Genomic DNA, 24347 nt, shown 5'->3' with positions numbered 1-24347 from the left:
AGCCTTGGCCACTCCCTCATAGAGACATGGTGAATCGGAAGGCCCTCGCTCAGGCTAAGGGCGCGTCTCGGTGCGCCAGTGGGTGTGCGAGTGCGATGGATGCGCGCAGTTGGGATCATCCCAGCCACCCCTTAGTAGAGTGAGAGCCCGCAGTGGGTGATTCAGTTTCTATCGCGCCATAATAGTGTTTTCACAGACTCATTATGTGGCTGTGCGGCCTATGAGTGTCTTCTTCCGCAGAGCCGGTTTCTTTACTATCCTTTTCTTCTGTATTGCCACGACAACCCTCTCTGCGGCGGAGAAGGTTCCCGGAACCTTGACAGTTCTTGATAGCCTCACCGCTCCCAATCAGCCTGCCACCATCATTGCCACAGTCACAAAAACTGGTCCTTTGGCACAGGCCGGTTCAGGAGGCGAACCTCTTGAGCTGTTCATCGCTGGTAATGTCGTTGCGACTGCGATGACGGGAACCGATGGCCGGGCCTCCTTGCCCTATACCCCAAAGGCCAAAGGAGCTGTCCCCTTCACTGTGCGTGCGGGGACCACTTCCGGAGTCGCCCTGACTGAAGCTGGTGGGAATCTGGCCGTGTGGGAACGGCGCAGTCCGATCGTGGCAGTTGAAATGGCGGCGCTGATGGACAGCGCCGTCGGAGAAGGAACGACCGTAATCAAGCCTGGAAAAGAATCGGAGGTTAGACGCCCGATGCCCGACGCTGCGGAAGAGCTCAGCAAGCTGACGCAGTTCTATTACAACGTGCTCTATGTGGTGACCATGGAGAAGGGGGCTACTAGTAGAGACCAGGCAAATGCCCATGCCAGACAGTGGCTTACAGATCAGAAATTTCCAATCGGGCACATTCTCGTGCTGCCGTCTGATCAGGAGGCATTAGGTGCAAAACTCGATGAAATGCATCTGGCAGGATGGAAGCAGCTCAAGACAGGGATTGGGCGTACGAAGGTTTTTGCTGAAGCGTTTCTGCAGCGGCGCCTCGAAGCCGTGATGGTGCCGGAACCGGCCAAAGGCGAGGCACCGAGGAAGGCGAAGGTTGCGAAAGATTGGAAGGATGTGCGGAAGAAAATGTAGCGGGTAACTGAACCATCCTTCTTGCTCGCAGAACGCGCACGATGGGAATGTGCTCGTTCGATGCGCGCAGTGAAGGACGGTCCAGTCACCCGCTTGTTGCGGAACAATTTGCGCATGAGTGGGGGAGGCAAAAAACAAGAGGTCGGGCAGCCAGGTAGCTCCCCTTGCTCGTGGAACGCGCACGGTAAAGCTGTGCTCGTTCGACACGCGCAGTGGAGGAGCCACCTGGCCGCCCGCTTGTCGGGACACCTTTCGCTCTGGGTGAAGGAGTGAATAAAAGAGGAAAGAGGCCTTTGAATGTAAAGGGGGTAACAGGCCTTCGGCAGGAAATTCCAAGGCGTGTTATCTCACTCTGTGCCACCTGGTGCAGTTGCCTGGAATGATGTCGAGCGGCGAAGGTATTCCCTTCATGGCGGGGGGTCACCACAAGGGCAGCCGTCATACATCTTGAGTACATAAGGCACACAGGTGTATGATCTCAGGCGTGAAGCCCGTCAGATGGAGCGCCGACAAGAGTCTTTCGCTAAAAGCGGAACGCGGCGTGTCTTTCGAGGAGGTTCTGTCCGCGATCTCACAAGGTGGACTTCTCAGGGTCATGGACCACCCGAACCGGGCGAAGTATGGACACCAGAAGATGCTCGTTGTGCGGATACGCGATTACGCCTATCTCGTTCCTTATGTTGAAAACGAAGAGGAGATTTTCTTAAAGAGCATCATGCCGAGCCGTAAGGCAACTCGGGATTTTGTATCGGGAGGCAAATGACATGAGCACCGAACGGTTGTTGGAGGAAGAAATTCTTGCTTCGTTCGAGCGCGGAGAATGGAAGCCGGTTCGGAACCAGAAGGGCGAAATTGCTCGGTTCCGGGCCGCTGCGGAAGCCACCTTGCTCAAGGACAAGCGAGTCAATATTAGAATCTCGTCGAGAGACCTTGAGGGGCTGCAAGCCAAGGCCGCGGAAGAGGGGGTTCCTTACCAGACACTTATGACGAGCGTGCTCCACAAGTTTGTGTCGGGTCGTCTCGTCGAGACGCAATCACGTATCGTTACGCGCTCAAGCCGGACCGCGCGCAAGCGCGCCGCTGCTTAGCGCGGGCGTTAACGCTTTCCAGCATGACCGCTCCCCGAAACATCATCCGCGTCGACCATAATCCATCTCGTGCTCCATATAAGCTTACTCGTGACCTCTTCTGGGATGGGGGCGGATTGATCTTCCATTGCGCGCGGCTTCCCAATTCCTCATTTTATTTTAAGGGTGGCCTGGTCGATCCTCTATTGCGCGCGTCGAACGAGCACATTCTTATCGTGCGCGTTCCGCGAGCAGGAGGACGGCCAGGCTACCCTTCCCTTCCTTCTGAGGCCACGCGTGCGCGAGCATGAAGGGTAGGCCGATTGTCCTTGCCCGCGCCTTTCCTTTAGCGAGCTCTTTCCATTAAGATGAGCGTTGGATTTCCTTTTTATTGAGGCTCCTCCGAATGAAGGCGAAGACGAGTTTTTCCTGCCAAGCTTGCGGCCACCAGTCGCCTCGGTGGCTTGGGCGCTGCCCGGACTGCAGCGGCTGGAATACGATGAAAGAAGAACGGCAGGCGCCGACGGGCAAGGGACGGCCTGCTGCGATGAAGATGGGGGCGGCGAAGGCCACACCGATTGCCGACATCGAAGTGGTCGGGGAGGACAGGCGGCTGACGCAGATCGGCGAATTTGACCGGGTATTAGGAGGGGGAGTCATTCCCGGCTCGGTCATCCTGATCGGCGGCGATCCCGGCATTGGGAAAACGACCCTCTTGCTCCAGGCGCTTCCGCGACTATCCTCCAAAGAGGAACCGGTCCTCTATGTGTCTGGAGAGGAATCGCCAAGACAGATCAAGATGCGGGGGCAACGGCTCGGCATCGAGCATCCCAATCTCTTGATCCTGGCGGAAACCTCGCTCGAACAGATTCTCAAAGCCACTCAACAGATCCAGCCTGCCGCCGTGGTCGTTGACTCGATTCAAACCGTCTATACGGAACAGATCACGTCTGCCCCCGGCAGCATCAGCCAGGTGCAGGAAGTGGCGGGCCAATTGATGTGGTACGCGAAGCGCAGCAGTGTGCCGGTCTTCATCATCGGACATGTCACCAAAGATGGAGCGATCGCCGGACCTCGACTGTTGGAACATATCGTCGATACGGTGCTTTATTTTGAAGGGGATAAGGGACACAGCTTCCGTATTCTTCGCGCGGTGAAGAATCGTTTTGGCTCGACCAATGAGATTGGTGTGTTTGAAATGAAAGACTCCGGGCTGGAAGAAGTGAGCAACCCCTCCGAGTTGTTCCTGGCGGAACGGTCTCAGCGTACGACGGGATCGGTGGTAGTATCCAGCTTAGAAGGATCGAGACCGATTCTGGTCGAACTCCAAGCGTTGGTGACCTCTACGAGCTTCGCGATGCCTAAACGGATGGCGAATGGGGTCGAGCAGAATCGGGTTTCGCTGTTGCTCGCAGTCATGGAGAAGAGGCTGGGTATGCATTTGGCTGGACAAGATGTCTACGTGAACGTTGTGGGTGGGTTGCATATCGACGAGCCGGCCATCGATTTGGGTATCGTGGCTTCGGTCACATCGAGTCTGCGCGAAGTGCCGATTGAACCGGGGCTGTTGGTGTTGGGTGAGGTCGGGCTCGGCGGTGAGGTGCGCGCAATCAGTCAGGCTGAGATGCGGATTCGCGAAGCGGCTAAGATGGGCTTCAAGCGCTGTCTCATGCCGGAACGAAATCTGGCCAAGCTGGAGCCAATTGAAGGGATTGAATTGATCGGGATACGCGAGGTGGGGGAGGCATTGGATGTGGTTCTGGCGTAGAGAAGCGACAGGTGGCGGTGGGAAGAGAAAGAACGCCAAAGGTTCTTCCGTCAGTATTTCTCTTGCCATGGCTTTGGTAGCTCTTACCTTCTTATCCGGCTGTACGCTGTTTACGCCGCGCGAGGAGGTGCAGCTCAAGCAGGCGACGGTGAAGGAGCTGACGGCACTGCTGACTCAGCGGGAGGCAGCGATTCAGACGATGAAAGGTCTTTTTAGCGCAAAGGTGCGCGGAGGGATCATTCCCATCGCGTCACGGGTGGAGGGTGCGTTGTACTATCGCCGTCCAAGCGCCATGCGACTGCGCGGGTTTACGGCGGTCGGCAGTGAGCTCTTCGAGTTTGTCCAAACGAATAATTATTTTAGGTTACGACTACCGACCATAGGCCGTGTCCTGTCCGGCGATCCGTCCGACATGAGCGAAATGGGAAAGCTCGCTCGGCCATTTCAATTGAGCGTATGGGCGATGGGTGGCGTATTGGGCACCGGCACGATCGCGAAGGACGAGACAGCCGTTCTTGTGGAAGAGGGGGACCATTACCGTTTTGAGGTGTCCGGCCCCTCTCTCAATGGGACGCAGTTCATGCGGCGGCGGCTGTGGTTTGAGCGTCAGACATTCTTGGTCGTTCGTGAAGACCGGTTGATGGAGTCGGGTGCCGTGGAAGCGACCATTCAATATGAGGACTTTCGCCCGATCGGTCAGGGAGAGGGAGCATTAAGTGCTGGCGAGAGACAGCTGCTGCGACCTTTTAGAATTTTGTTGGAAGATGGGAAGGGGCAGGGGAGCGTACAGGTCACTTTTCACGAGATGATTCCGAATCAACCGGTGAGCGCCACCGATCTTGCGCAGCTTTAACAGGATGCTGAAAGAGTCCTCCAGCAGAAAAAGACTGTTATTTGGTTTGTCTCGTTTGTTTAGTTAAACCAGACAGACCAGATGAACCAGATAAACAAAACAAACCAGTTTGAGCATCCTGCGGGGCGGTGCCAACATAGTTTTTTGTAGACGAGTAAGCGCAATGAAGGTATTGGCAGTCGAGACGGCCACTTCGTGGCAGAGTGTCGCGATCCTTGATGGGTCGCGGACCCTTGCCTGCCACGAACAGGATGCGGCTGGATCGCATGCCAAATCGTTGTTGCCGACGATCAATCGATTGTTTCGTGAAACTGGTTTGGCCCTTGCCCAGTTGAATGGTCTCGTTGCGTCAATCGGCCCCGGGTCTTTCACGGGACTTCGTGTCGGTTTAGCCACGGTCCTAGGGTTCAGGACGATCAGCCAGCTTCCCTTGGCAGTAGTGCCGACATTGGAGGGTATGGCCTGGAATCTCAGAGGGACATCGAAGCCGCTCTGCCCCGTCCTCAACAGTCGGCGCGGCGAGCTGTATTGGGCGTTGTTTCGCTGGACCGATGATGGGCAGTTGGAGCGAGTGATCTCAGAACAGGTGGGAACGGCGACCATGCTGGGTGGTAGTCTTCGCGGCTCGGCTCTCGTTTTCGGAGAAGGATGGACGACCGAAGAGGAGGCTATCCGCGCGTCGATACCTTCCTCAACCACAATTGCCGAGGCGCCGGACTCAGCCCTGAGACCATCGGCCGTTTCAATCGGGTTGGCAGGGATTGAGCGGCTCCGACGGCGTGAGTATGCAGAAACCGGTATCAGTCCGCTCTATATACAACGCACGGCTGCAGAGCTGAAGTACGAAGAGTCCGGCGGCCTGTCGCCGGTGGTTCTACGCCAGGAGCGGGTCGCAAGAAAGGTTGGCCGCAGGCCCGTAAAACGCGAATCATGAATCGGATCTTTTCCCGTTGTTGAGAGAGATGTGTGTGGCTCCAGCCGAAGGGAGATGGCGCGTGGGCGACTGGATCATTGAGCCGGGGACTGTCGAGTCTCTCCCTGATATTCTACAGATCGAAGAAGCTTGCTTCTCGGCCCCCTGGACGGGCAAAATGTTGGAGGCAGAACTGAGCGGGAATCCATTTGCGCATTTTCTGTTGGCAAAGCGGGTGCAACAGGGCGAGGCGGATGTTGTTGCAACTGTCGGCTATCTGTGTTTCTGGGTTGTCTTCGAGGAAGTACGACTGATGAATTTGGCAGTCATTGAGTTCATGCGGCATAAGGGGATCGCCAAGGCCTTGGTTCTGCAGGCTCTGGACGTTGGGCTGGCACAAGGGGCGGTGCGGGCGGTCCTCGAAGTGCGGGCATCGAACCAGGCTGCGCATAGTCTCTACCGCAGTCTTGGGTTTCGCGGCGGGACAATCAGGCCGGCGTACTATACGAATCCCGTAGAAGATGCGCTGCTCATGGAACTGAATCCGATTGTATTGGAGTCAGGTCGATTGACCGGCGAAGTGGATTGTGAAGGAGAAGGTATCAGGCCATTGCAGTAATTTCATAACCAGGAGGTGCGACATGCTGACAGACAGTATGATTGCGGAACGGTTGCGTGAATCCAGTCACGAATTTCGCGCACTGGAAGAGGCTCACCACCGTCTGGACCTGGAACTGATCCAATTACAGAAGCGTCACGTGCTGACTCCCGCCGAAGAGCTGTCCATGAAGCAGCTGCACAAAGAGAAGTTGGCAAAGAAAGACCAAATGGCCGAACTGATCCGTGTCAGTCGAGACCACGATCTGCAGGCAGCTCCACAGTGAGGAGCGGTAACGTGAGGGTGCTATCAGTCGACAACTGGGACCGGAGCTATGGCACAGATTCTCAATCCCCTTGGCGCACATATCCAGACCGTCAAGAAGCGACTGATCATCATCGGGGCCACGATGGTCGTGGCCCTGTTGGTGGCCTTCACCTTTTCCGGCGAAATGGTTGCGTGGTTGAATCGCCCGTTTCCCAATCAGCTGGTATTCTACGGACCGACAGAGGCTCTGTTCGCCTCGATCAAGGTCTCGCTGCTGGCGGCTATTATCGCGAGCCTGCCAGTCATCTTCTATCAGTGTTGGAAGTTCATTGAACCAGCGCTGCTCCCAAAGGAGCAACGCTGGGGCATTCCGCTGTTTGTCCTGGCCGGGGCACTCTTTGCCTTCGGATTAATCTTCTGTAATCTTGTCATTCTCCCGCTGGTCATCAACTTCTTCGTCAGCTTCGGCATGGATCACGATGTGACGCCGGAATTGAGCGTCGGAACCTATATCGATTTCAACGTCAAATTTCTGCTGATTTTCGGCTGTGCGTTTGAATTGCCGCTGGTGCTCACCATTCTGGCACGGGTCGGTGTCGTGTCGGGCCGGGTGCTTGCCAAGTATCGGAAGTATGCGATTCTGGCCTCGTTGATTCTATCGGCCGTCGTCACGCCGGATGCGACGCTTGTGACGATGCTTTTGATGGCGATACCCTTGATGGTGTTGTACGAGATCGGAATTATCGGCGCACGTATCTTTGGGCGAGCCAGCCCGACCGAGGTTAAATTGCCCCTCGACCCTGACCTGCCGATAGGACCGGCCGGGCAGAGGATCCGATAGCAGAATGCTGAAAAAGTCCGCCACTGAAGGGAAGGTTAAGGTTGAGGCTGAGGCTAAGGTTGAGAAGGGGAGGAAAGTCAGATCTTTGCTCAACCTCAACCTTAACCTCAGCCTTCCTCAGACGCCGCAGCCTTGCTGGACGGTCTTTTTGAGCATTCTGCGGGGGTAAGCAGGGGTGATTGGATCGATGATGATGCGGGCTCGAATTATAGCGACTGTTCTTGCGCTGAGTATCTGGAGCGTAAGCGGGATATCGGGAGCTGCTACGCAAGCTCCTACGCCGGTCCCGCCCTCTTCACAGCAAGTTCCGGATCATGGGGAAAGCCACCCTCCGCCTAAGTTTATCGGTCAGCAGGCCGTGAGTATTCAGGCACTCACGGCTGTCGGGAACGACCTCGTCTATGCCGGCTCGTTCGGCCTCGGCCTATTTCGCAGTGAGGATCGTGGCGCCACCTGGACGAAATCGGGAGAGGGTGTGGGGGATCCGTTTATTCTTGCCCTTGCGACAGGGAAAGATGGCGCGATTTTCGCCGGGACTTTCCGCGGGGGGGTATTTCGTTCGCGAGATCGAGGGAAAAGTTGGCAAGCGGTCAATAGCGGACTCAAGCGTTTGGAAATCAAGGCTCTTCTTGCTGCTGGCGATGGGATATACGCCGGTACCAGTGATGGGGTCTATCGACTTGCTGCCACCGACCGTTGGTCTGTTGTGACCACAGGTTTGGACGATATCCTCGTGCATACATTGGCTCTCTCATCAGACGGGACTCTGTTTGCCGGGACGTCTGGGAAAGGGATTGTACGATTTAAGGCGCAATCGACTGGCTGGGTTCGACAGCAGAATGCGCTCAAAGATCATGAAGGGATGACGGAAAACTTTATTCGAGTCTTGACGATCGATCCCGCAGGCGGTATCTATGCGGGCACGTTCGGTGGCGGCGTGTTTCTGAGTGTCGATGGGGGTGTCACCTGGCAGCCCATTAGCCGGGCACTCCCGAACGACTCAATTCGCGGGATTTTGTTTAACAGCAGAGGGCTGTTCGTTGCGACCGGGCACGGGATTTTCAAAACAACCGACCGGGGACGCCAGTGGGTTCCGCTCAATAAAGGGTTGACCAGTATGGCTGTTCAAGTCTTGATAGAGTCAGGCGCGGGAGTGCTCTATGCCGGTACGAGCGACGGGGCATTCCGAAGCGACGACGACGGACGGACCTGGAACCCCATCAATCAAGGCCTTGAAAGTATGAATACGCCATCTCCCTTCCGTTTTCGCTAACCAAGAAAGGATAGAACGATGTCAGAGCCGACAGAGAACACCAGAGCAACTATTTCCGTCAGCAGCAAGGGGGCGCAGCTGGGCGATATTGTATTGCGACTGTTTCACGATGTGGCACCAGGGCATGTGAAGAATTTTACAAAGCTGGCCCAAGAGGGCTTCTATAACGGCACGACTTTTCATCGGGTTATTCCCGGTTTCATGATTCAGGGTGGCGATCCCAACAGCAAAAATTCTGACCGGGCGTCGCACGGTATGGGGGGGCCCGGCTACAAAATCAAGGCTGAGTTCAACAGTAAGCCTCACAAACGCGGTGTTCTGTCCATGGCGCGTTCTAACGACCCGGACAGTGCCGGCTCGCAGTTTTTTATCTGCGTCGCAGATGCGAATTTTCTCGATTGGCAGTACACGGCATTCGGTGAAGTGGTCAGTGGAATGGACGTAGCGGACAAGGTTGTCAATATGAAGAGGGATGGCCGGGATAACCCCCTCGAACGAGTCGAGTTGACAGTCACAGTTACAGAATAGCGTGAGGGGGTAGGGGTAAGGCGTGGGGGGGTTAGACCGAAGCGACAATGGACTGCCGGCTCACGTGGGGATTGCGTTCAGGGCCATCGCCTCACGCCTCACGCCTTACGCCTTACTGGTTTTCATGTTCACAGGATGCGCCATTCCCGTGGTGCCATACCGGGCGGTCTATGAAGATCCCGTAAATTATGTTCGGCTGGAGTTGGATGATTCAGTGCTGCGGGAATGGCCCCCTAGCGCACATGCCCATCCACGAGCGATAGGGGTCGAAGACATGGCTCGAATCCTTCGCAGCATCTCGGTCAAAGAACATCGGGTCTGGTTACAGATATGGCTGCAAGGCGAGGCGCCGATGGTGCCGGTATTTCTTCCAGAAGAACTGGCCCTCCTATCAAAGCAGATCTCAGAAGCGTTCGCCCTGGCTCGACCGACCGAACGTGTGACATTCTACCTGAGTCAGCCGCGAACGTCCGTCAAGCGCCTCATCACGACGGGAGGGGTCTATATCCATGGTACCGACATGCATTTCATTCTGGGGAATTGGCAGGTTACCTATGGTATCCCGACGTATGGGATGATTTACGATCGGCGCTATCCCATGCGACCGACGGCCGCCAAGGGCTTCTACCTGTACTTTGATCCTGCCGATGCAACCATCTCGCAACAAAACAGCCTCTGGGACACCATGTTGGCCAACAAGAATGACGAACTCATCATTGATCTGACAAAAACTCTGTCCGTCCCTATTTCGTATCACAGCAATCAATAACACCATTATCTCCCTCGCCTCTTGTCGAAGCCGTAACCTCTACCATAAGGGGTCAGTCTTTCATCGCATGCAAGGCCGCAGGGCGTGAATGAGGGTGCTGCTGAACTCTCATGCTGATAAACAGGGGATAGGAGATGGGCAGAATTCCCTGTCAAGACACAGACTTAGTAGCTTTCACGCCGTTGATTCGGTAAGATGACCGATCAAGTACAGACTAGGATGCACTTTACCCACCCAGCATGATCGATCCAGGGAGTAGGAGTGGTTCGAACGCGTGTTGTCGTCGCCTTGATTGCCATCTTACTGGTCGGCGGCGGCGCGTTGCTGGTGTTCTTGCCTGGCGACGAGTATCTGAAGAATTTTTTCCTCCAGCAGCTGGAACAGAGTATCGGGCGTAAGATTGATGTCCATCGAATCAAGCTTGTCCTGTTCCCCCGCATCCGATTGGAACTGACGCAAGTCGCGATTCACGATCGAAATTCCGATGACGTCCTGTTATCGGTCCAAAAGCTCGATGTGGTCTTGCGGTTGCTCCCGCTACTGCGCAAACAGGTGGTGGGGAAGCGGCTGTTTATCGAAGAACCGACTTTGACGCTTCGGCGAGACCGTGGGGGGCATTGGAATCTTCTCGATCAAGTCGCTCATGGAGGTTCGGCCGATCAGGATGCGGTGGAAGCCATCAGCCGTATTTTTCGCATTCGCGAAGCGACATTGGTAAATGGGAAATTGATAATCATCGACGATGCACGTCCGGACAGAACAAGGTCGATGACACTGGAGTCGGTGGATGTATCACTGCTGATCAGAGCCGAACGGGGACAGGCCGACCTGAAAATCTCTGCCGGTCAGGCGGGCGACAAGGGTTTGTCTACTATCTCTCTGGCTGGAACGATCAGTGCTGCCCAGCGGCAGACGTTGTCAAGCAACGACTCTTCCGCCTCTGAGACCACCCTACAATTCGAGGGCCTGCTAGACGTAGCAAATCTGAATCTTCGAGAATTGGCGGAATTCTTCGGATCCCACCCGACTCCTCAGCCATTGCAGGGTGCTGTGCATATGCGTAGTCACGTTCGAGCTGTTCCCGGTGTCGCGGGCTACGATGTGGTCCTGTCCGAATTATCCACGAATCTTGAGGAGATGGAGCTTGCGGGTCAAGCGAGCCTCGCCGGGCTATTGACGCCTCAGCCGACTTTTGCCGTTACTCTCTCGGCATCCCCGGTTTTATTAAGCCGATTGTTCACAGTACTACCGGCTGAATGGGTGCATCCGCAGCTCGCGGCCGTGATCAAGGATCGTGAGATTGACGGGATGGTGGAGATGATCTCGGCGACTGTCATGGGGTCTGTGGTGGCAGGGCCGCAATTGTCGATGACGGGGGAGTTCCGTGTGAAGGAAGGGCAAGCCTTGATCGGAGAGAGTCGTGTCCCTGCTACGGGTCTGGCCGCGCTGGTGTCGGTCGAAGCAGGACGCCTCAAGGTGTCGAATCTGAGCGGACTCTATGGCACCATCCAGATGAAAGAGAGTAAGGCACTCGTTTCATTTTTAGAGGCGGGTCCCTGGCTTGAGATGGATATTACTGGGACAATGACCGCAGCAGACCTATTCCAGTTTCTTTCGAAGACTATCACGTCGGAACAGCTGTCGCGTCTGTTGGCCGACTCGCGTGAGGTCGAAGGCAATGCCACTCTCACGTTTCGTATGGTCGGCCCGCTTAATCAGCCTGGGGGCGTCACTTTTGCTGGCGGAGAGATCACAGTGCAGCAGCTTAGTCTAACCAATCCGTTGTTGCCCAAGCGGTTGACAGCGCTGCAGGGCCGGTTCGTGCTGTCGGATGGCGGGACTCAGTTTGATCAGGTGACGGGACAGCTGGGCGATCTAGCCTTGCAGATCAGTGGTGGCATCACGGGGGGCAAGAACAGCGCCTTTCAGGACTTCCTCGTTCGGGTCAATGGCGATGCGGACCATATGGTTAAGATGCTGCCCTCGCAAGGCGTTTCAACAGGGGTCGTCGAGGGTTTGGTCAACGGCGCTGTCGTGTTGACCGGGCCGACACTGTCCCCGCATATGCGGGGCGAGGTCGTCCTGACCGAATCAAAAGTGACGCTTCCCGGTCTGGTCGAAAAACCGATCGGTGCGCAGGCGACGTTGGAATTCGATGGGATATTTCCTCCCCAGGGCCCCGGGGTCTTGTTCGATCGACTTGAGCTGATCGTGCCACCAATCCGACTGCCAGTCAAAGGCAAAATACAGCTGGGCGAACGATTCTCCATCGATGCGGCGCTTTCGACCGGCACGCTGTCGTTGTCCCGCGTGCCGGAATGGATTGCAAAGGGAGGGTTTGAAGCTGGGAATATCGAATTGTCGCTCGACATGAAGGGAAAGGGTTTTGATTGGAAAACCTGGCGGACTACCGGGTGGCTTGCATTAACCAATGGCCTGATGAACGTCAGTGGGGTCGAGGGACCCATCCAGGATCTCTATCTGAGGGCCCACTTAGTGAAGAACGTAGCTGAGATCAAACGATTGTCGTTTCGCCTCCGCGACAGCGATGTCACCCTGGAAGGCACAATTCGCAACTGGGCAGTGAAACCCGTGATTACAACAAAGATAGAGTCCAATCAAATGGATCTCGACCTCCTAATCCCAAAAGGCGAACGGTCGCCCATTCGCGAGTTTCTGGAAACCCTTGCAGCCACGAGCAAGGTCCAGGCAACTGTGTCGATGGCGCGGGGTCATTACAAGCATATTAAATTCGGGAGCCTGTCCGCCCGCGTCATGATTCAAGACGGTGTGCTCGATCTGGATCGTGTATCCGGCCGATCCCCCAATGGAGAAGTGGCCGGTCGTGTCGTGGTGCAGCTGCCGCGCAAGCAACCGGCCGACGCTGAAATCTCGCTTCGGGCGACAGGTTTGCCGGTCGAAGATGTGCTGAAATTGTTCGGCCCGAAAGCGGGAATCGCGACAGGGGAAGCCCGGATAACAGGGACGATCCGGGGCCATGGGAGGAATCCCCACGGGCTATATCCTACGTTGAACGGCAAGGTTGATCTCCTCATTGAAGACGGGCGTATATTGAAATCGCAAGAACGGGCGATCTGGAAAATCATCAGCATTCTGAATTTGCCGGCTGTGTTACAGGGGAAGGTGGATCTGGAAAAAGAGGGACTGCCCTATGACAAGATTACCGCGACGATTCTTGTGCAAAACGGGCTCTTCGAGACTGAAAACCTGATCATCGATAGCCCGATCGTCAAGATTACGGCTGCCGGCAGTTACGATTTGCCGACGGATCAAGTCGACATGGTCTGGGCCGTGAGCCCGTTTGGATCCTATTCTCAATTCCTGAAGACGATTCCGCTCTTTGGACGGCTCTTTGCCGGTGATCGCAAAGGCATTGCCACGGCGCTGTTTGCTGTGAAGGGCTCGATAGAGGATCCGGACGTGACGTATCTGCCGATGAAGTCATTTGCCACCGGTGTGACGGGCCTGGCACAACTTGCATTCGACATCTTGAAGAACACGCTGATGTTACCGATCGACCTGATGACACCAGACGAAGTCAAGGATGAGAGGAAGGAATTGACTCCCGCGCCCGAACCGGTTCCCTCCACGCCTTGACCGACCCCCCACCCCATGCTAGATTCCCAACGGGTTCCCTATGGCGTCATCTACCGCTCGATCTCAATATGCCACGGTCTTCATCGCAGCCAGCGAGACCGACGCGAATCTATATTATGCGACGCGGTTTATTGCGCCTGACCCCTTTATCTATTTGGAGATTAAAGGGGAGCGGATTCTGGTGATGAGCGACCTCGAGATGGACCGGGCAAAGAGCCAATCGTCCGTCGATCGGGTACTCTCGTATTCGGAGGTCGAAGGGAGGGCAAAGACGCAGGGCATTGCCGAGCCAGGCACGGTCGAGGTCGTCCACATTTTGTTGCGGGAAGCCGGCATCACACAGATCCGAGTCCCTGCCAATTTTCCTTTCGGCCATGCCATCAAGTTCCAGTCCCTGGGATATCAGTTGCACCCGAAGAAGGAGCCCTTCTACGAACAACGTGTAGTCAAGACCGCCGAAGAAGTCCGCTGCATCGAGGCAGCTCAGCGTGCGACCGAACAGGCCGTCACAGCCGCCCATGACATGCTTCGTCGGGCCTCGATCAACGAGGGACAACTATGGTTCGAGGGCATACCGCTGACGTCGGAGCGAGTCAAGAAGCTAATCAATGTCAACTTAATGGAGTGCGACTGTGTCGCGCAACATACCATCGTCGCGGGAGGGGAGCAGGCCTGTGATCCACATAACGAAGGTAGTGGGCCGTTACCGGCTCATCGCAGCATTATCTTCGACGTGTTTCCCCGGTCCGCTACCAACCGGTATTTTGCCGACATGTCCAGGACCGTCGTCCGCGGGACCCCGAGTCCGGAATTGAAGCGGCTGTATAAGACCGTCCTGGATGCACAGGAAGAGGCCATCACAAAAATCAAAGATGGGGCAGATGGAAAAAGAATTCATCAGGGCATCTGCAGCCGGTTTGAAAAGGCGGGATATAAGACAGGGCTTGTCAATGGGCGCATGCAGGGCTACTTTCACGGGACCGGCCACGGGGTCGGACTCGACATCCATGAAATGCCGCGCATTAGCCGCACCGGATCGCTGCTCCAAGAAGGCCACGTTGTGACCGTCGAGCCGGGCCTGTATTATCCCGGACTCGGCGCAGTCCGTATCGAAGACATGGTGCTCGTCACCAAAGACGGATGTCGCAATCTGACGAACTCTCCGAAGACGTTCGAGCTGGGCTGATCAAGACGTAAGGCGTAAGGCGTAAAAAGCTTTCACACGTTTTACGCCTGACGTTTCACGTTTTACGCCTCACGTCCTCTATGCGCCTGACCTTCACCATCCAACGGTTCAATCCCGAAGTCGATTCGACCGGCCACCCTGAGGAGTTCCGGCTCGATGTCGGGCGCGGGATGACCGTCCTGGATGCCCTCATTCGGATCAAGAACGAATGCGACGGGGGCTTGGCCCTCCGCTACTCCTGCCGCTCCGCGATTTGCGGGTCTTGTGCGATGACAATCAACGGGAGCGAGAAATTGGCTTGCCGGACTTCCCTCCGCAATGAAGTGGAGCGGCATGGGCACATTAGAGTCGAGCCGCTCCGCAACTTGCCGGTGATCAAGGACCTGGTCGTGAATATGGCCTCGTTCTGGGAAAAGATTCACGGTGTCCATCCTTGGCTGGTATCGGCAGCTCGACCATCGCGTGAAGGCATGGCGGCCCGGAGGCAGGGACGGGCCGATCTGGGCAACCCGCAGTTTCACAATGTGGATGCCTGTATCATGTGTGGCGCATGCGTGGCCGCCTGTACCGTGCATGAAGTGTCAAAGGGGTTTGCAGGCCCCGCAGCCTTGGCGAAGGCAGATCGATTTCTCTCCGACCCGCGTGAGGCTCCATCGGCAACCCGCGCCAGGCTGTCGGCGCTTCAAGGCGAGCATGGAATCTGGGATTGCACGCGCTGCAACTTCTGCGTGGAGGTCTGCCCGAAAGACGTCAAACCGATGGAGGCGATTATCCGGCTGCGGCGGGCCTCGCTCCAACGAGGCTTGTCGATGACGGGCGGCGCGCGTCATGTCCTTGGCTTTACCGATCTGATCGAACAGCAAGGGCGTTTGAATGAAGCAATCATGCCACTGAAAGTGGTCGGGTTCTCACCCCGTGCCCTCTTGCACCTACTGCCGTTGGGCATCAAGATGTTGTTCAAAGGCAAAATCCCTTATCCCTTCGGTCACGCAGTTCCCGGGTTGAGTCATGTTCAGTCCCTGATCCGCCGAGCGCGATGCGGTATACCGCGAGTCTGACTCCCATGGCCTGGACCGTTCGATTTCTCGAGGATGTCGCCCTGGCCGATCTCGCCTTCGAAGCGATAGGAGAGTCGCTTGAGGATGTCTTTCGCGGTGCAACCCAGGCTCTCGTTGAGAGTATGGCAAATCCTGCCACTGTGCCGCGAATACGGCTTTTGCCAATCGCCAAGGTGGAACGGTATGCAGAAGGCCTTGTGGTGGTGCACCGGAAAGGGGCGACCAGGGCATTTGGGCCCGGGAGTCCGGAGCTGCCGGAAGTGTTTCGACAGACAGGGCAGCCGGTCATCTGTGGTGGCTCGACGATGCACGGCTCCGGGAGAACGATGTCCCGGGCGCAAGCCAAGCGAACCATCCGTGGAAGGGAGTTGCAGCAACAGATGCCACAGCGTGGCATCCTGGTCAAGGCCGTTTCGATGTCGGGTCTCGCCGAGGAGGCGGGACTGGCCTACAAGAACATCTCTGACGTCGTCGAATCGGTAGAGCGCGCCGGGATCACAAAAAAAGTATTGGAATTACGCCCAATAGGGAATATAAAGGGATAAATAGATCCTCCCTCCTTCGAGGTGCGGTGATGGACCTTCGGAAAAACCTCCGGTTTCATGTCCACTTTCGGAGTTCGTTTTCTTCCGTCGGCATGGTTGGTGGGGAAGGCGATATCGTTGATCTCTCCATCGGCGGTTGCCGCATTGAAAGCGCCGTTGACGTTCAGCCAGGGGTCTCCCTGGAGGTTCGAATCGTGACGACAGGTCAGGAATCCCCCATTCAGATTCAGCAAGCCATCGTCCGGTGGAAACGAGGACGGGAATTCGGCCTGGAGTTCGTGACGATGAATCCGGGCGAGTGGACTCGTCTGCAGCGCACAGTGGAACAGATCGAGATGGAGCCCTATGAACGGGACAATCAAGCAGCTAAATAGGTAAAGACGAAAACAGTGGTTGCATTGGAGGATCTTCGAGACTCTCTCACCAGGACACTGTCCCGTTTCCCCCCACGGTAGACCCATGAAATTTGCTCTCTATCCCGGCTGTGCGGCGCAAGGGGCGACGCCTGAGCTCTATCAATCGACGAGGGCGATTATTGGCCGACTGGGAATCGAAGTCGTCGAGCTTGCCTCCGCAGCCTGCTGCGGCGCCGGTGTCGTGACCGAAGCCAACCCAGATACGGCTCTGGCGCTCAACACCAGAACGTTCGCGCAAGCAGAGGCGCTCGGGCTGGATATTATGACGATCTGTGGCACCTGCCAGGGGGTGATGAGCGCAGCCAATCGTCGATTGAAGACTGAAGCAGAGACCCGAGACCGTATGAATGCCCTTCTTGCGCCGGAAGGGCTGACCTATCACGGTCACGTCCAAGTGAAACATCTCTTGTGGATAGTCGTTCGTGACATCGGGCTGGCTCGCCTGGGCGCCCTGGCTTCTGAGCCGATGAGCGACTTTCGGATCGCCCCCTTTTATGGTTGCTATATCCTGCGCCCTTCGTGGGAGCTAGGCTTTGACGATCCTGAAAACCCTCAATCTCTCGATCGAGTCATCAAGGCCGTCGGCGGCGAACCGGTGGCCTATGCCGGGCGAACCAAATGCTGCGGGTTCCCCATCATCCTTGAAAAGGAAGCCATCGCTGTCGCGATGGCAGGGGCACATATGAAGGAAGCGAAGGAGCAGGGGGCCGATTTTATGGTCACGCCCTGTCCTCTCTGTCACATGAGTCTGGATATTTATCAGGAACGGGCAGGCCGCGCGGTCAGCCGGGAACTCGACTTACCAATCCTGCATCTGCCGCAGTTACTTGGTCTGGCGATGGGGCTTCCGGCCAAGGATTTGGGGTTGTCGCATCATGTCATCTCAGTCGATTCCATTCTGGCGGCCCATAAGCATCGTCAAACGCCTTCGCAACCACTCTAATGGAGTTGAGGATGAACGTCGTACATCTATCTGATTATCAGCGGTTTAGCTCTGAGAAGATGAAGAAGAACAACATCTTTCAGACGCCACGATTCTTTTGTGACGTCTATTGCTTCGAGCCGGGGCAGGAACAGAAAGGCCATACCCACGGCGAGCAGGATAAGGTCTATCTCGTGCTTGAGGGGCGGGGTACGTTTCAGGTCGGTTCAGAGAAACAGGTTCTTGGTCCAGGGCAAGGGACCATGGCGCCAGCCGGAGAAGAACATGGTGTGAAGAACCACACAGACCAGCGCCTGAAAGTCCTCGTGTTCGTCGCGCCGAATCCATCTTAAAGATGGGAGTGGGGTGGGGGCTGATCGATCTTCTGTGCTCGCGCAACGCGCGGTCGTGGACTCCCCTCGTTGGACGCGCGCAGTGGAAGATCAATCAGCCCCACCCCTGAAGATAGCGAGCGAGTTTCGAAGGATGGGGAGGAGCGGCCAGGTGCCCTTCTTGCTCGCGGAACGCGCCTGGGTTTGTCTATCTGGTGGGCTGGTCTTCTGGTCTGTCTGGTTTTTCGGATGAATTTCAGGTTCGACCAACCAGATTGACGAGATAGACCAGATGAACCAGCATTCGTTGGACACGCGCAGTGAGAGACCATCTAGGGAGCCCTCTTCTGAGGCGATGGGAAACTATCTGGCACTATCCATTCAGTTCTGCCCCTCACTCTGTTCATATGGGTAGCCCGTTCGGACAGCAAAGAAGACCAGATCAACCCCTCCAGTTATACGTCATAGTCCCTGCCGCTCTCATATGAGACCTCAGTCATCTGCTCATTATTGCAGCATTTGACAGGCACCTCTCACGCATAATGCTTCCATTTTGTTTTCTGTATGTTGATGTTATAGAAAGGACAGAGTGTCTACTTTCATCCTCGCGGTGGATTGAGCGTAGCGGAGAGGAAATATGAGCGCTCTGGTACCTCGCGAACGAATTGAACAGACAATCCTTCTGATCCGTGGCCATAACGTGATGCTGGATAGCGATTTGGCTCAGCTCTACGGCGTCACAGTGGGAAGATTGAACGAAGCCGTCAAAAGAAACGAGGATCGTTTTCCCGGTGATTTCATGTTCCAGTTAACAAAAGCGGAGTTTGAAAACTTGAAATCGCAAATTGCGATATCAAGTTCGAAGTGGGGTGGCAGAAGGCATGCGCCCTATGCCTTTACCGAGCAGGGTGTCGCAATGTTGTCCAGCGTGTTGCATAGCAAGCGCGCCATCGAAGTGAACATCGCCATCATGCGCACCTTTGTTCGTCTGCGTGAGATGATTAGTTCGAACAAAGTTCTTGCCCGACGCCTCACAGATCTGGAGAAGAAGTATGACGGCCAGTTTCGTGTCGTCTTCGAAGCCATTCGTGAATTGATGGCGGAGCCGACACCAAAATCCCGCCGCATCGGATTCAAGACTTGAGGGAACAGGGAAGAGCAGGCTAGGGTGGGCGCGGTGAGGGAGAGTCTGTCCGCTCTCGTGCGAGCGTGCAGGGTATTAAGAAACGAGCTCAGTAGCTTTCATCTGAAAATTCAGAATCTCCCTGTTTTCTCCTCCCGCGCACCACGAAATGGGGCCTGATAACCGTTCCATTTCTACGGGACTTTTTTCTGAAGATTGAAGGTTGTTTTACCGCATTCGCATCGAATCGATTCAGGAGTTTCGCGGTCAGGTGACACGCGGAGGTACTCGTCACAATCTGAACAAGTGAATGCACTGAGTAGCTGGCGGACCGCTTCTACTACGGGCTCGAAGTCTTTCTTGCACAGATTGTCCCAAGAATTGTAATGCACTGCCACGTTTACCTGCCATTGCTCAGCGTTCGAGCTTGTGGCGAGTTTGATAAATTTGGTATCGCGTGCGGCAAGTTGGTCTACAAGCTCCTGTTGGTTCCATGAGTTTGCCGACTCCTTCATACGCGCAAAGAGTGTACGCATGCGTTTGATCGCTGCGGGTAGAAGCTCGCCGAGCTGATACTGAGCATCGCCACGGAACTCAACGGGCGCGCGCAGTCTGTGACACAATTCAGCTGATTCGTATTCAAGATAGTGCCTCAGGAGAGATGCCGCACCTCGTACGTCATTATTATTGAGGTAGTCCTCGATCTCTTTCCATACGTCTCGCGCGTCCCATCTAGTTGGTCCCTGATCTACGCTCCAATTTCTGAATTGTAGTGCTGACCGTCCATCAATGATTCCCTCCGTCTTCATGTGGCGCAACCAGATTGGGTCATGCGTTGTCATGATGAACTGTGTGTTCGGGAACTCCTTCTTCAGGAGGGCACAGACTTCACGTCGGTGACCTGCATCCACGGACATTAGAATGTCGTCGAGCACGGCAAGAGTGAACCCGGTACCTTGGAGGTGTCTCATCAACGCGAGATATAAGCACAAGCCCATACTGTCTTGGTGACCCTCACTATGATAAGCGCCTGGCGGGAAGAAACCACGGCCGTAGAAGTCCACACCGAAACCAAGCTTTCCCATAGATGGGACGAGTTGAGCGTTGAACGTGTTTTCATCTTCGCGGTTGACATAACGATAAAGTGAGGCAAAATCTTTCTCGACAGCCTCATAGATTCCCGCAAGTACCTTGTCACTCGTGGTAGCGTATATGTCAGACACCTGCCGTGCCCTCTGAGCTTGTTCTGTCGCGGCCTTATTCTTTCGCGTTGCATCACGCCAGAATTCAAGCCGCTCTTGCGCGACCGAAAGCCAGTCTCTAGCGGCGTCTTGCTTAGTCGGCTCAGGTAGGGCAGCGACTACTTGGTCGAGTCTATCGATGGCTTCGAAAGCCCCCGTGGGCACCATCAACATACTATTCAGAGCCGTAATCGTTTCATTCACTGGCAGGAAGGATGTCAACTTATCGATGGCAGTTCTGCAACTTGTTCCATAGGAGATGACTTCTTCAATGACCACTGGCGGTGTCGCAGTGGCGGCGTGTCCAGTCAAGTTGTTCATGGCAGAATGAGCTTTCCGAAGGGATGTGATCAGAGGGGCGATCATCTTCTCGATTTTCTTGCGTTTGTCAGATATCGCTCTCAAATGATCTAGCTTGGCTTGAATGTGCTTCTTGAGATCGACGAGATCCCATGCGATATCGCAGAACGGACACGCTGCAGCTTCAATCATCTCCATCCCGATTACATAGAAACTCTCTCTTTCCACACTCGCTGAGATGGCTGGATCGCTGGCAAGAGCGTTAAGCGCATCCAGTGCTTGAGCGGCACTTGCAGTAGTTGAAGCGCTTGTAATCTCAGTGAGAGTCTGGCGGGCGGCTCCAATATCAGCGAGGGCTTGAGCCTTGGGAATATGTTGGGGTTGTGCCAAGCTTGGCGTTGCCATTCCGTCCTTGAGAGATGTTGAGTCAGTCAGGTCTACAAGCGCGGGGAGCCCAATAATAGTGCGTTGTGTGTTCGCCTCGGCAAGCAATCGCTCCGTTTTCACGTCGGATATACCTGTTGCACGCAATAGGTTTTCTCGGGCTTGAGTGACTGCCGTGGCGAGAGGAGCTAACTGCTTCTCGCAACTATTTGCGACCTTTTGTAAAACTACTCGGACTCGCTCAACTTGATCGAGATGGAGGAGCGCCTGGACCTCCTCAGCGCGTTTGCCGGGAGTCGCTAACACATATCGAATTATCTCACGGCGGGAAAGCGCGATCTCGGGATGAGACTTCACTTGATCGAGTATTTCGATTACATCGGCATCGTTTGGCGTCACTTGTGCAACAGCTGGATTCTTCAGACTTCGCTCGACAGTGACTGTCTTATTCAGCTTGGGGATTGTAACCTTGACCGTAACACGTGCCTTGTCTGGGTTGTCCCGCATGTCTACGTGGGGTGCGTGTTGCTTGAGGGAGACTTCGCCTTTCCCCTCCCCGGAAAGACGCGATACGTTTCCAGTCAGGGCGAATTCAAGAGCATCAACCACGCCACTCTTGCCCGTACCGTTGGGGCCACAGATGGCAAAATTTTTCTGCTTAAATTCCAGGGTTAGTTCGCGGATACCGCGAAACTCTTTGATTGTTATGGAATCCACCAGTATCAAGGCAATGTCTCCTGTCCAAGGACGGCTACCTTCAGTGCATGTTCGGTAAGGACGCGATCTTCCATTAGAGTTTTGCGAAGCCGTGTGACCAATTCGGTCGAAACGTTGGCTTTCTCAAGGGCATATAGAAATTCCTCGAAAACCTGCGTGGGAACATCTGAGGATTTTTCTTCTGCGGGTGATTTAATCATCGGAGTCACAAGTAATGCGGATACTCTCACACAAGCAAGGTTCCGCCGTGCCATGAATGTATGCCCACAGCTGTAAATGGGTCAATCCACATGGACTCTTTTTCGGTATTTGAAACATTCGAGTGTTGCCCTTTGTGCTACCAGTTCGATATGTCCGGCCTGCGCGAGTAGTCCTATCTACCTTCGCTCAGTCATTAAACCTCCGTCTCCGAGTCAGTCTTGGGAATGTCGAGCAATGGGAGGCCCAGGCCCTCAATTTCCTGAATCGTTTTTCCCGCAATGCCTTGTAGATCTCCATACATTCCAGCCGTTGCCTGCATGACCCGCTCGATCTGTTCCTCTCGCTTTGCCCATTGCTTCGTGATGGCCTTTTTCTCCCTGTCGAGATCTTCCTGCATGGAAGAGAACGCCTCGACGATGGCTTCGACCCGATGGCGGAACCGTGGGCCGGTGAGGTACTGATAGACCATTTCCGTCTTGGTCTGTTGTCCTTCCAATGCTTGCCGAGCTGAGGCAATTTCGATTAAGGAGTGGCGCAATGCGACTGCGACGGAGAGCATGGATCGTGAATGTGTGACCCAGACTCCTTCGACCAGATCAAAGGACTCGATGCCCTTCGGAAGGGTCTGGCTGACGATTACAGAGATGTCTGCCTTGGCGGTCCGCTGGTCGTCGCGAAGTTTGGCCAGCCAGCCGTCGCTCCAATTCTTGGTGCGCTTGGATTCCCATAAGATGGTTCCACAGGGCTGACCGAGCAGGCCTATGACCCTCTGTAGGGCATCTCCGCCGAATTCGCCTTTGGGGACAGGCTCGATGGTGTCTTTTGGGAACTTTGCTCTGAGCATGGCTTCCAGTTCTAGTTCCTGGACTTCACCTTGGAGTTGCTGCGATCCCTGTTCAGCCCTGCGCTTGAGTTCTTCGATTTGGGTCTGCATGGAAGCGATGGTTTGCTCCTTCTCCATCACCTTGAGCTTCAGACCGTCCTCCGCTTCTTTCTTGGCCTGCTCGCGAGTGGCGGAAAGCCCATCCTGCACTCGCTTTTCGACCGTGAGTTCTAGCTCCCGTTTGGCATCGTCCAGTTCACGCTTTTGCCTGATAAGATCGGCCTGTGCCTTTTGAGCCTCGGCGAGTTTGACTTCGCGTTGATTGAGGACGTCCTGCAGTTCGGTGAGCTCTCTCGTTTTCTGGTCAATATCCGTTTGCAGGGCGAGTTTGGCCTTCTTGGATTCCTCTGAGACGATCCTTGCGCGTTCAAGCAGCAGCTTCTCGGCCACCTGAGCGTCGATCGCTTGTGTGGCTTTTGAGACAGCTGCTTCTCGCTCACGCAGCGACTCTTCTTTCTTGGCAATGTCCGTGTCTTTCTGCGCTAGCCGTCTCTCGTAGTCGCGCCGGGTTGACTCGATCAATGGAGCGGCAAGGGATTCTGTCAGCTTGATCTCAGTCTTGCAGGTCGGGCAGATAATGGTGGGCTCTGACATAGAAAGTTCCCGGTAAGGCTAGTGCATCTATCGGGTCAATTCCTACGCTCAACAGCCGGAGAAATCAACCGTGCAGAAGGGGATAGTGATGTCAGGAAGGCTAAATGTTCACTCGAAACGTACGGAAGAACCAGGCGGACCAGAAAGACTCGCCAGTCAGACAGACGAACCCGGGCGCGTTGTGCGAGTACTAAGAATTGTCAGGCCACTCATCATTTTTCATTCTCCCCTCAAACATATTAGAGGGGAGTGGTCAGATTGTCCTCTACTGCGCGCATCGAGCGACCACTGCTTCACCGTGGGGCTCTGCGAGCAAAAAGGACTGTGTGACCGCTCCCCTCATGCTCTTGCTTTGATTGAATTACGAGGGTTTGCTTGACTTGTCCCGTCGTCGCTGATGTCTTCATCGATAGTTGAAGGCTTCAGCGTGGATTATGATCGGAGCGGGACCATTCGGCTCTCTTCTAAATCTTGGAGGTCTGACCAGGCGGTGAGGTCGGTGCGAGATGGATCGACGGCGTCGAGATACTTCTTGAATCGAGCCATGCTCTCAGGAGAGCTTGGCCCACGACTCAGCATCATCTGGTTCCATACTTCCATTTCGGCCGGAGGATGTGCCTTCGCCGCCTGACTGAACCATTTTGCTACTGCTTCGTCTGTTGGATTGGCTTTGACGGCTGCGGTGAACTGATCGGCTGTTATGCCTGCGAATTCCATGAGTCGTTCGTCCATTGGGCAGGGGTAGATGTATTCGCCCTCGGTGCCGGCCAGGACGGCGCGGCATTTGTCGATCATGCGCGCGAGATGGACGTAACCTTCCATCTTCGCGCGCATGCTGCGAGGAAAGCCGGTACGCAAGTCCATCG

22 protein-coding genes and 1 pseudogene are annotated in these 24347 nt (G+C 55.3%); 20 read left to right on the top strand and 3 right to left on the bottom strand.

Going from position 1 to position 24347, the window contains the following annotated elements; translation table 11 throughout:
- The first annotated feature begins 220 nt into the window (after positions 1–220).
- The 20 genes and pseudogenes from HZB34_02920 (at position 221) to HZB34_02825 (ending at position 19182) form a co-directional block, all read left to right on the top strand.
- Entirely contained in the window at positions 221–1084 is an 864-nt protein-coding gene (locus HZB34_02920; GenBank protein MBI5314902.1) for a hypothetical protein, read from the top strand.
- Between the two features lie 484 nt (positions 1085–1568).
- A complete protein-coding gene (locus tag HZB34_02915) occupies positions 1569–1847 on the top strand; it encodes a toxin (GenBank protein MBI5314901.1) in 279 nt (92 codons plus the stop codon).
- A gap of 1 nt (position 1848) precedes the next feature.
- The gene (locus tag HZB34_02910; GenBank protein MBI5314900.1) at positions 1849–2172 is read left to right on the top strand and encodes a hypothetical protein; all 324 of its coding nucleotides are present in this window, start codon (positions 1849–1851) and stop codon (positions 2170–2172) included.
- Between the two features lie 385 nt (positions 2173–2557).
- Positions 2558–3919, top strand: a complete 1362-nt coding sequence (gene radA, locus HZB34_02905) for a DNA repair protein RadA (protein ID MBI5314899.1) — start codon at positions 2558–2560, stop codon at positions 3917–3919.
- Positions 3903–4772, top strand: coding sequence for a hypothetical protein (locus HZB34_02900; protein MBI5314898.1), 870 nt, complete (start codon positions 3903–3905; stop codon positions 4770–4772). The genes radA and HZB34_02900 overlap by 17 nt, the downstream gene beginning before the upstream one ends.
- Positions 4773–4935: 163 nt before the next feature.
- The gene (gene tsaB, locus HZB34_02895) at positions 4936–5706 is read left to right on the top strand and encodes a tRNA (adenosine(37)-N6)-threonylcarbamoyltransferase complex dimerization subunit type 1 TsaB (protein MBI5314897.1); all 771 of its coding nucleotides are present in this window, start codon (positions 4936–4938) and stop codon (positions 5704–5706) included.
- Between the two features lie 61 nt (positions 5707–5767).
- Positions 5768–6304 carry a ribosomal protein S18-alanine N-acetyltransferase gene (gene rimI / locus HZB34_02890; GenBank protein ID MBI5314896.1) on the top strand — a complete coding sequence of 179 codons (537 nt, stop codon included), beginning with the start codon at positions 5768–5770 and terminating at the stop codon, positions 6302–6304.
- A 22-nt stretch (positions 6305–6326) separates the two neighbouring features.
- On the top strand, positions 6327–6569 hold the full coding sequence (locus tag HZB34_02885; protein MBI5314895.1) for a YdcH family protein: 243 nt from the start codon (positions 6327–6329) through the stop codon (positions 6567–6569).
- A gap of 48 nt (positions 6570–6617) precedes the next feature.
- Positions 6618–7391 (top strand): twin-arginine translocase subunit TatC, encoded by a 774-nt coding sequence (gene tatC / locus HZB34_02880; protein MBI5314894.1) that lies wholly within the window; start codon positions 6618–6620, stop codon positions 7389–7391.
- Positions 7392–7749: 358 nt separating this feature from the next.
- A complete protein-coding gene (locus HZB34_02875) occupies positions 7750–8664 on the top strand; it encodes a hypothetical protein (protein MBI5314893.1) in 915 nt (304 codons plus the stop codon).
- An 18-nt stretch (positions 8665–8682) separates the two neighbouring features.
- A complete protein-coding gene (locus tag HZB34_02870; GenBank protein ID MBI5314892.1) occupies positions 8683–9192 on the top strand; it encodes a peptidylprolyl isomerase in 510 nt (169 codons plus the stop codon).
- Positions 9193–9214: 22 nt separating this feature from the next.
- Positions 9215–9961 carry a hypothetical protein gene (locus tag HZB34_02865; GenBank protein ID MBI5314891.1) on the top strand — a complete coding sequence of 249 codons (747 nt, stop codon included), beginning with the start codon at positions 9215–9217 and terminating at the stop codon, positions 9959–9961.
- 261 nt (positions 9962–10222) lie between these two features.
- Positions 10223–13579, top strand: coding sequence for an AsmA-like C-terminal domain-containing protein (locus HZB34_02860; protein ID MBI5314890.1), 3357 nt, complete (start codon positions 10223–10225; stop codon positions 13577–13579).
- A 40-nt stretch (positions 13580–13619) separates the two neighbouring features.
- Positions 13620–14765: an aminopeptidase P family protein gene (locus HZB34_02855; GenBank protein MBI5314889.1), complete on the top strand. Its 1146-nt coding sequence runs from the start codon at positions 13620–13622 to the stop codon at positions 14763–14765.
- A gap of 80 nt (positions 14766–14845) precedes the next feature.
- Positions 14846–15823 carry a succinate dehydrogenase iron-sulfur subunit gene (gene sdhB / locus HZB34_02850; protein ID MBI5314888.1) on the top strand — a complete coding sequence of 326 codons (978 nt, stop codon included), beginning with the start codon at positions 14846–14848 and terminating at the stop codon, positions 15821–15823.
- A gap of 164 nt (positions 15824–15987) precedes the next feature.
- A pseudogene (locus HZB34_02845) lies at positions 15988–16368 on the top strand (RtcB family protein).
- Positions 16369–16397: 29 nt separating this feature from the next.
- On the top strand, positions 16398–16742 hold the full coding sequence (locus HZB34_02840) for a PilZ domain-containing protein (protein MBI5314887.1): 345 nt from the start codon (positions 16398–16400) through the stop codon (positions 16740–16742).
- A gap of 85 nt (positions 16743–16827) precedes the next feature.
- Positions 16828–17727: a CoB--CoM heterodisulfide reductase iron-sulfur subunit B family protein gene (locus HZB34_02835; GenBank protein MBI5314886.1), complete on the top strand. Its 900-nt coding sequence runs from the start codon at positions 16828–16830 to the stop codon at positions 17725–17727.
- Between the two features lie 11 nt (positions 17728–17738).
- The gene (locus HZB34_02830) at positions 17739–18059 is read left to right on the top strand and encodes a cupin domain-containing protein (protein MBI5314885.1); all 321 of its coding nucleotides are present in this window, start codon (positions 17739–17741) and stop codon (positions 18057–18059) included.
- A gap of 616 nt (positions 18060–18675) precedes the next feature.
- A complete protein-coding gene (locus HZB34_02825) occupies positions 18676–19182 on the top strand; it encodes an ORF6N domain-containing protein (GenBank protein MBI5314884.1) in 507 nt (168 codons plus the stop codon).
- Between the two features lie 173 nt (positions 19183–19355).
- On the opposite strand, the gene HZB34_02820 is transcribed toward HZB34_02825, so the two are convergent.
- The 3 genes from HZB34_02820 to HZB34_02810 all read right to left on the bottom strand — a co-directional run bounded on the left by HZB34_02820 (position 19356) and on the right by HZB34_02810 (position 24345).
- On the bottom strand, positions 19356–21812 hold the full coding sequence (locus HZB34_02820) for an AAA family ATPase (GenBank protein MBI5314883.1): 2457 nt from the start codon (positions 21810–21812) through the stop codon (positions 19356–19358).
- A 385-nt stretch (positions 21813–22197) separates the two neighbouring features.
- Positions 22198–23481 (bottom strand): DUF2130 domain-containing protein, encoded by a 1284-nt coding sequence (locus tag HZB34_02815; GenBank protein ID MBI5314882.1) that lies wholly within the window; start codon positions 23479–23481, stop codon positions 22198–22200.
- Between the two features lie 432 nt (positions 23482–23913).
- Complete coding sequence (locus HZB34_02810; GenBank protein ID MBI5314881.1) at positions 23914–24345, bottom strand: DUF5069 domain-containing protein; 432 nt, start codon at positions 24343–24345, stop codon at positions 23914–23916.
- Positions 24346–24347: the final 2 nt, after the last annotated feature.

The sequence above is a fragment of the Nitrospirota bacterium genome (genome assembly GCA_016219645.1).
Lineage (GTDB): Bacteria > Nitrospirota > Nitrospiria > Nitrospirales > Nitrospiraceae > Palsa-1315.
This window is presented reverse-complemented; position numbering and strand designations above follow the sequence as displayed.

Excerpts from the sequence above, each read along its gene's own strand:
- HZB34_02920 (MBI5314902.1), top strand. The coding sequence starts at position 221 with ATGAGTGTCTTCTTCCGCAGAGCCGGTTTCTTTACTATCCTTTTCTTC.
- HZB34_02910 (MBI5314900.1), top strand. The coding sequence starts at position 1,849 with ATGAGCACCGAACGGTTGTTGGAGGAAGAAATTCTTGCTTCGTTCGAG.
- radA (MBI5314899.1), top strand. The coding sequence starts at position 2,558 with ATGAAGGCGAAGACGAGTTTTTCCTGCCAAGCTTGCGGCCACCAGTCG.
- HZB34_02900 (MBI5314898.1), top strand. The coding sequence starts at position 3,903 with ATGTGGTTCTGGCGTAGAGAAGCGACAGGTGGCGGTGGGAAGAGAAAG.
- tsaB (MBI5314897.1), top strand. The coding sequence starts at position 4,936 with ATGAAGGTATTGGCAGTCGAGACGGCCACTTCGTGGCAGAGTGTCGCG.
- HZB34_02885 (MBI5314895.1), top strand. The coding sequence starts at position 6,327 with ATGCTGACAGACAGTATGATTGCGGAACGGTTGCGTGAATCCAGTCAC.
- tatC (MBI5314894.1), top strand. The coding sequence starts at position 6,618 with ATGGCACAGATTCTCAATCCCCTTGGCGCACATATCCAGACCGTCAAG.
- HZB34_02870 (MBI5314892.1), top strand. The coding sequence starts at position 8,683 with ATGTCAGAGCCGACAGAGAACACCAGAGCAACTATTTCCGTCAGCAGC.
- HZB34_02855 (MBI5314889.1), top strand. The coding sequence starts at position 13,620 with ATGGCGTCATCTACCGCTCGATCTCAATATGCCACGGTCTTCATCGCA.
- sdhB (MBI5314888.1), top strand. The coding sequence starts at position 14,846 with ATGCGCCTGACCTTCACCATCCAACGGTTCAATCCCGAAGTCGATTCG.
- HZB34_02840 (MBI5314887.1), top strand. The coding sequence starts at position 16,398 with ATGGACCTTCGGAAAAACCTCCGGTTTCATGTCCACTTTCGGAGTTCG.
- HZB34_02835 (MBI5314886.1), top strand. The coding sequence starts at position 16,828 with ATGAAATTTGCTCTCTATCCCGGCTGTGCGGCGCAAGGGGCGACGCCT.
- HZB34_02830 (MBI5314885.1), top strand. The coding sequence starts at position 17,739 with ATGAACGTCGTACATCTATCTGATTATCAGCGGTTTAGCTCTGAGAAG.
- HZB34_02825 (MBI5314884.1), top strand. The coding sequence starts at position 18,676 with ATGAGCGCTCTGGTACCTCGCGAACGAATTGAACAGACAATCCTTCTG.
- HZB34_02815 (MBI5314882.1), bottom strand. The coding sequence starts at position 23,481 with ATGTCAGAGCCCACCATTATCTGCCCGACCTGCAAGACTGAGATCAAG.
- HZB34_02810 (MBI5314881.1), bottom strand. The coding sequence starts at position 24,345 with ATGGACTTGCGTACCGGCTTTCCTCGCAGCATGCGCGCGAAGATGGAA.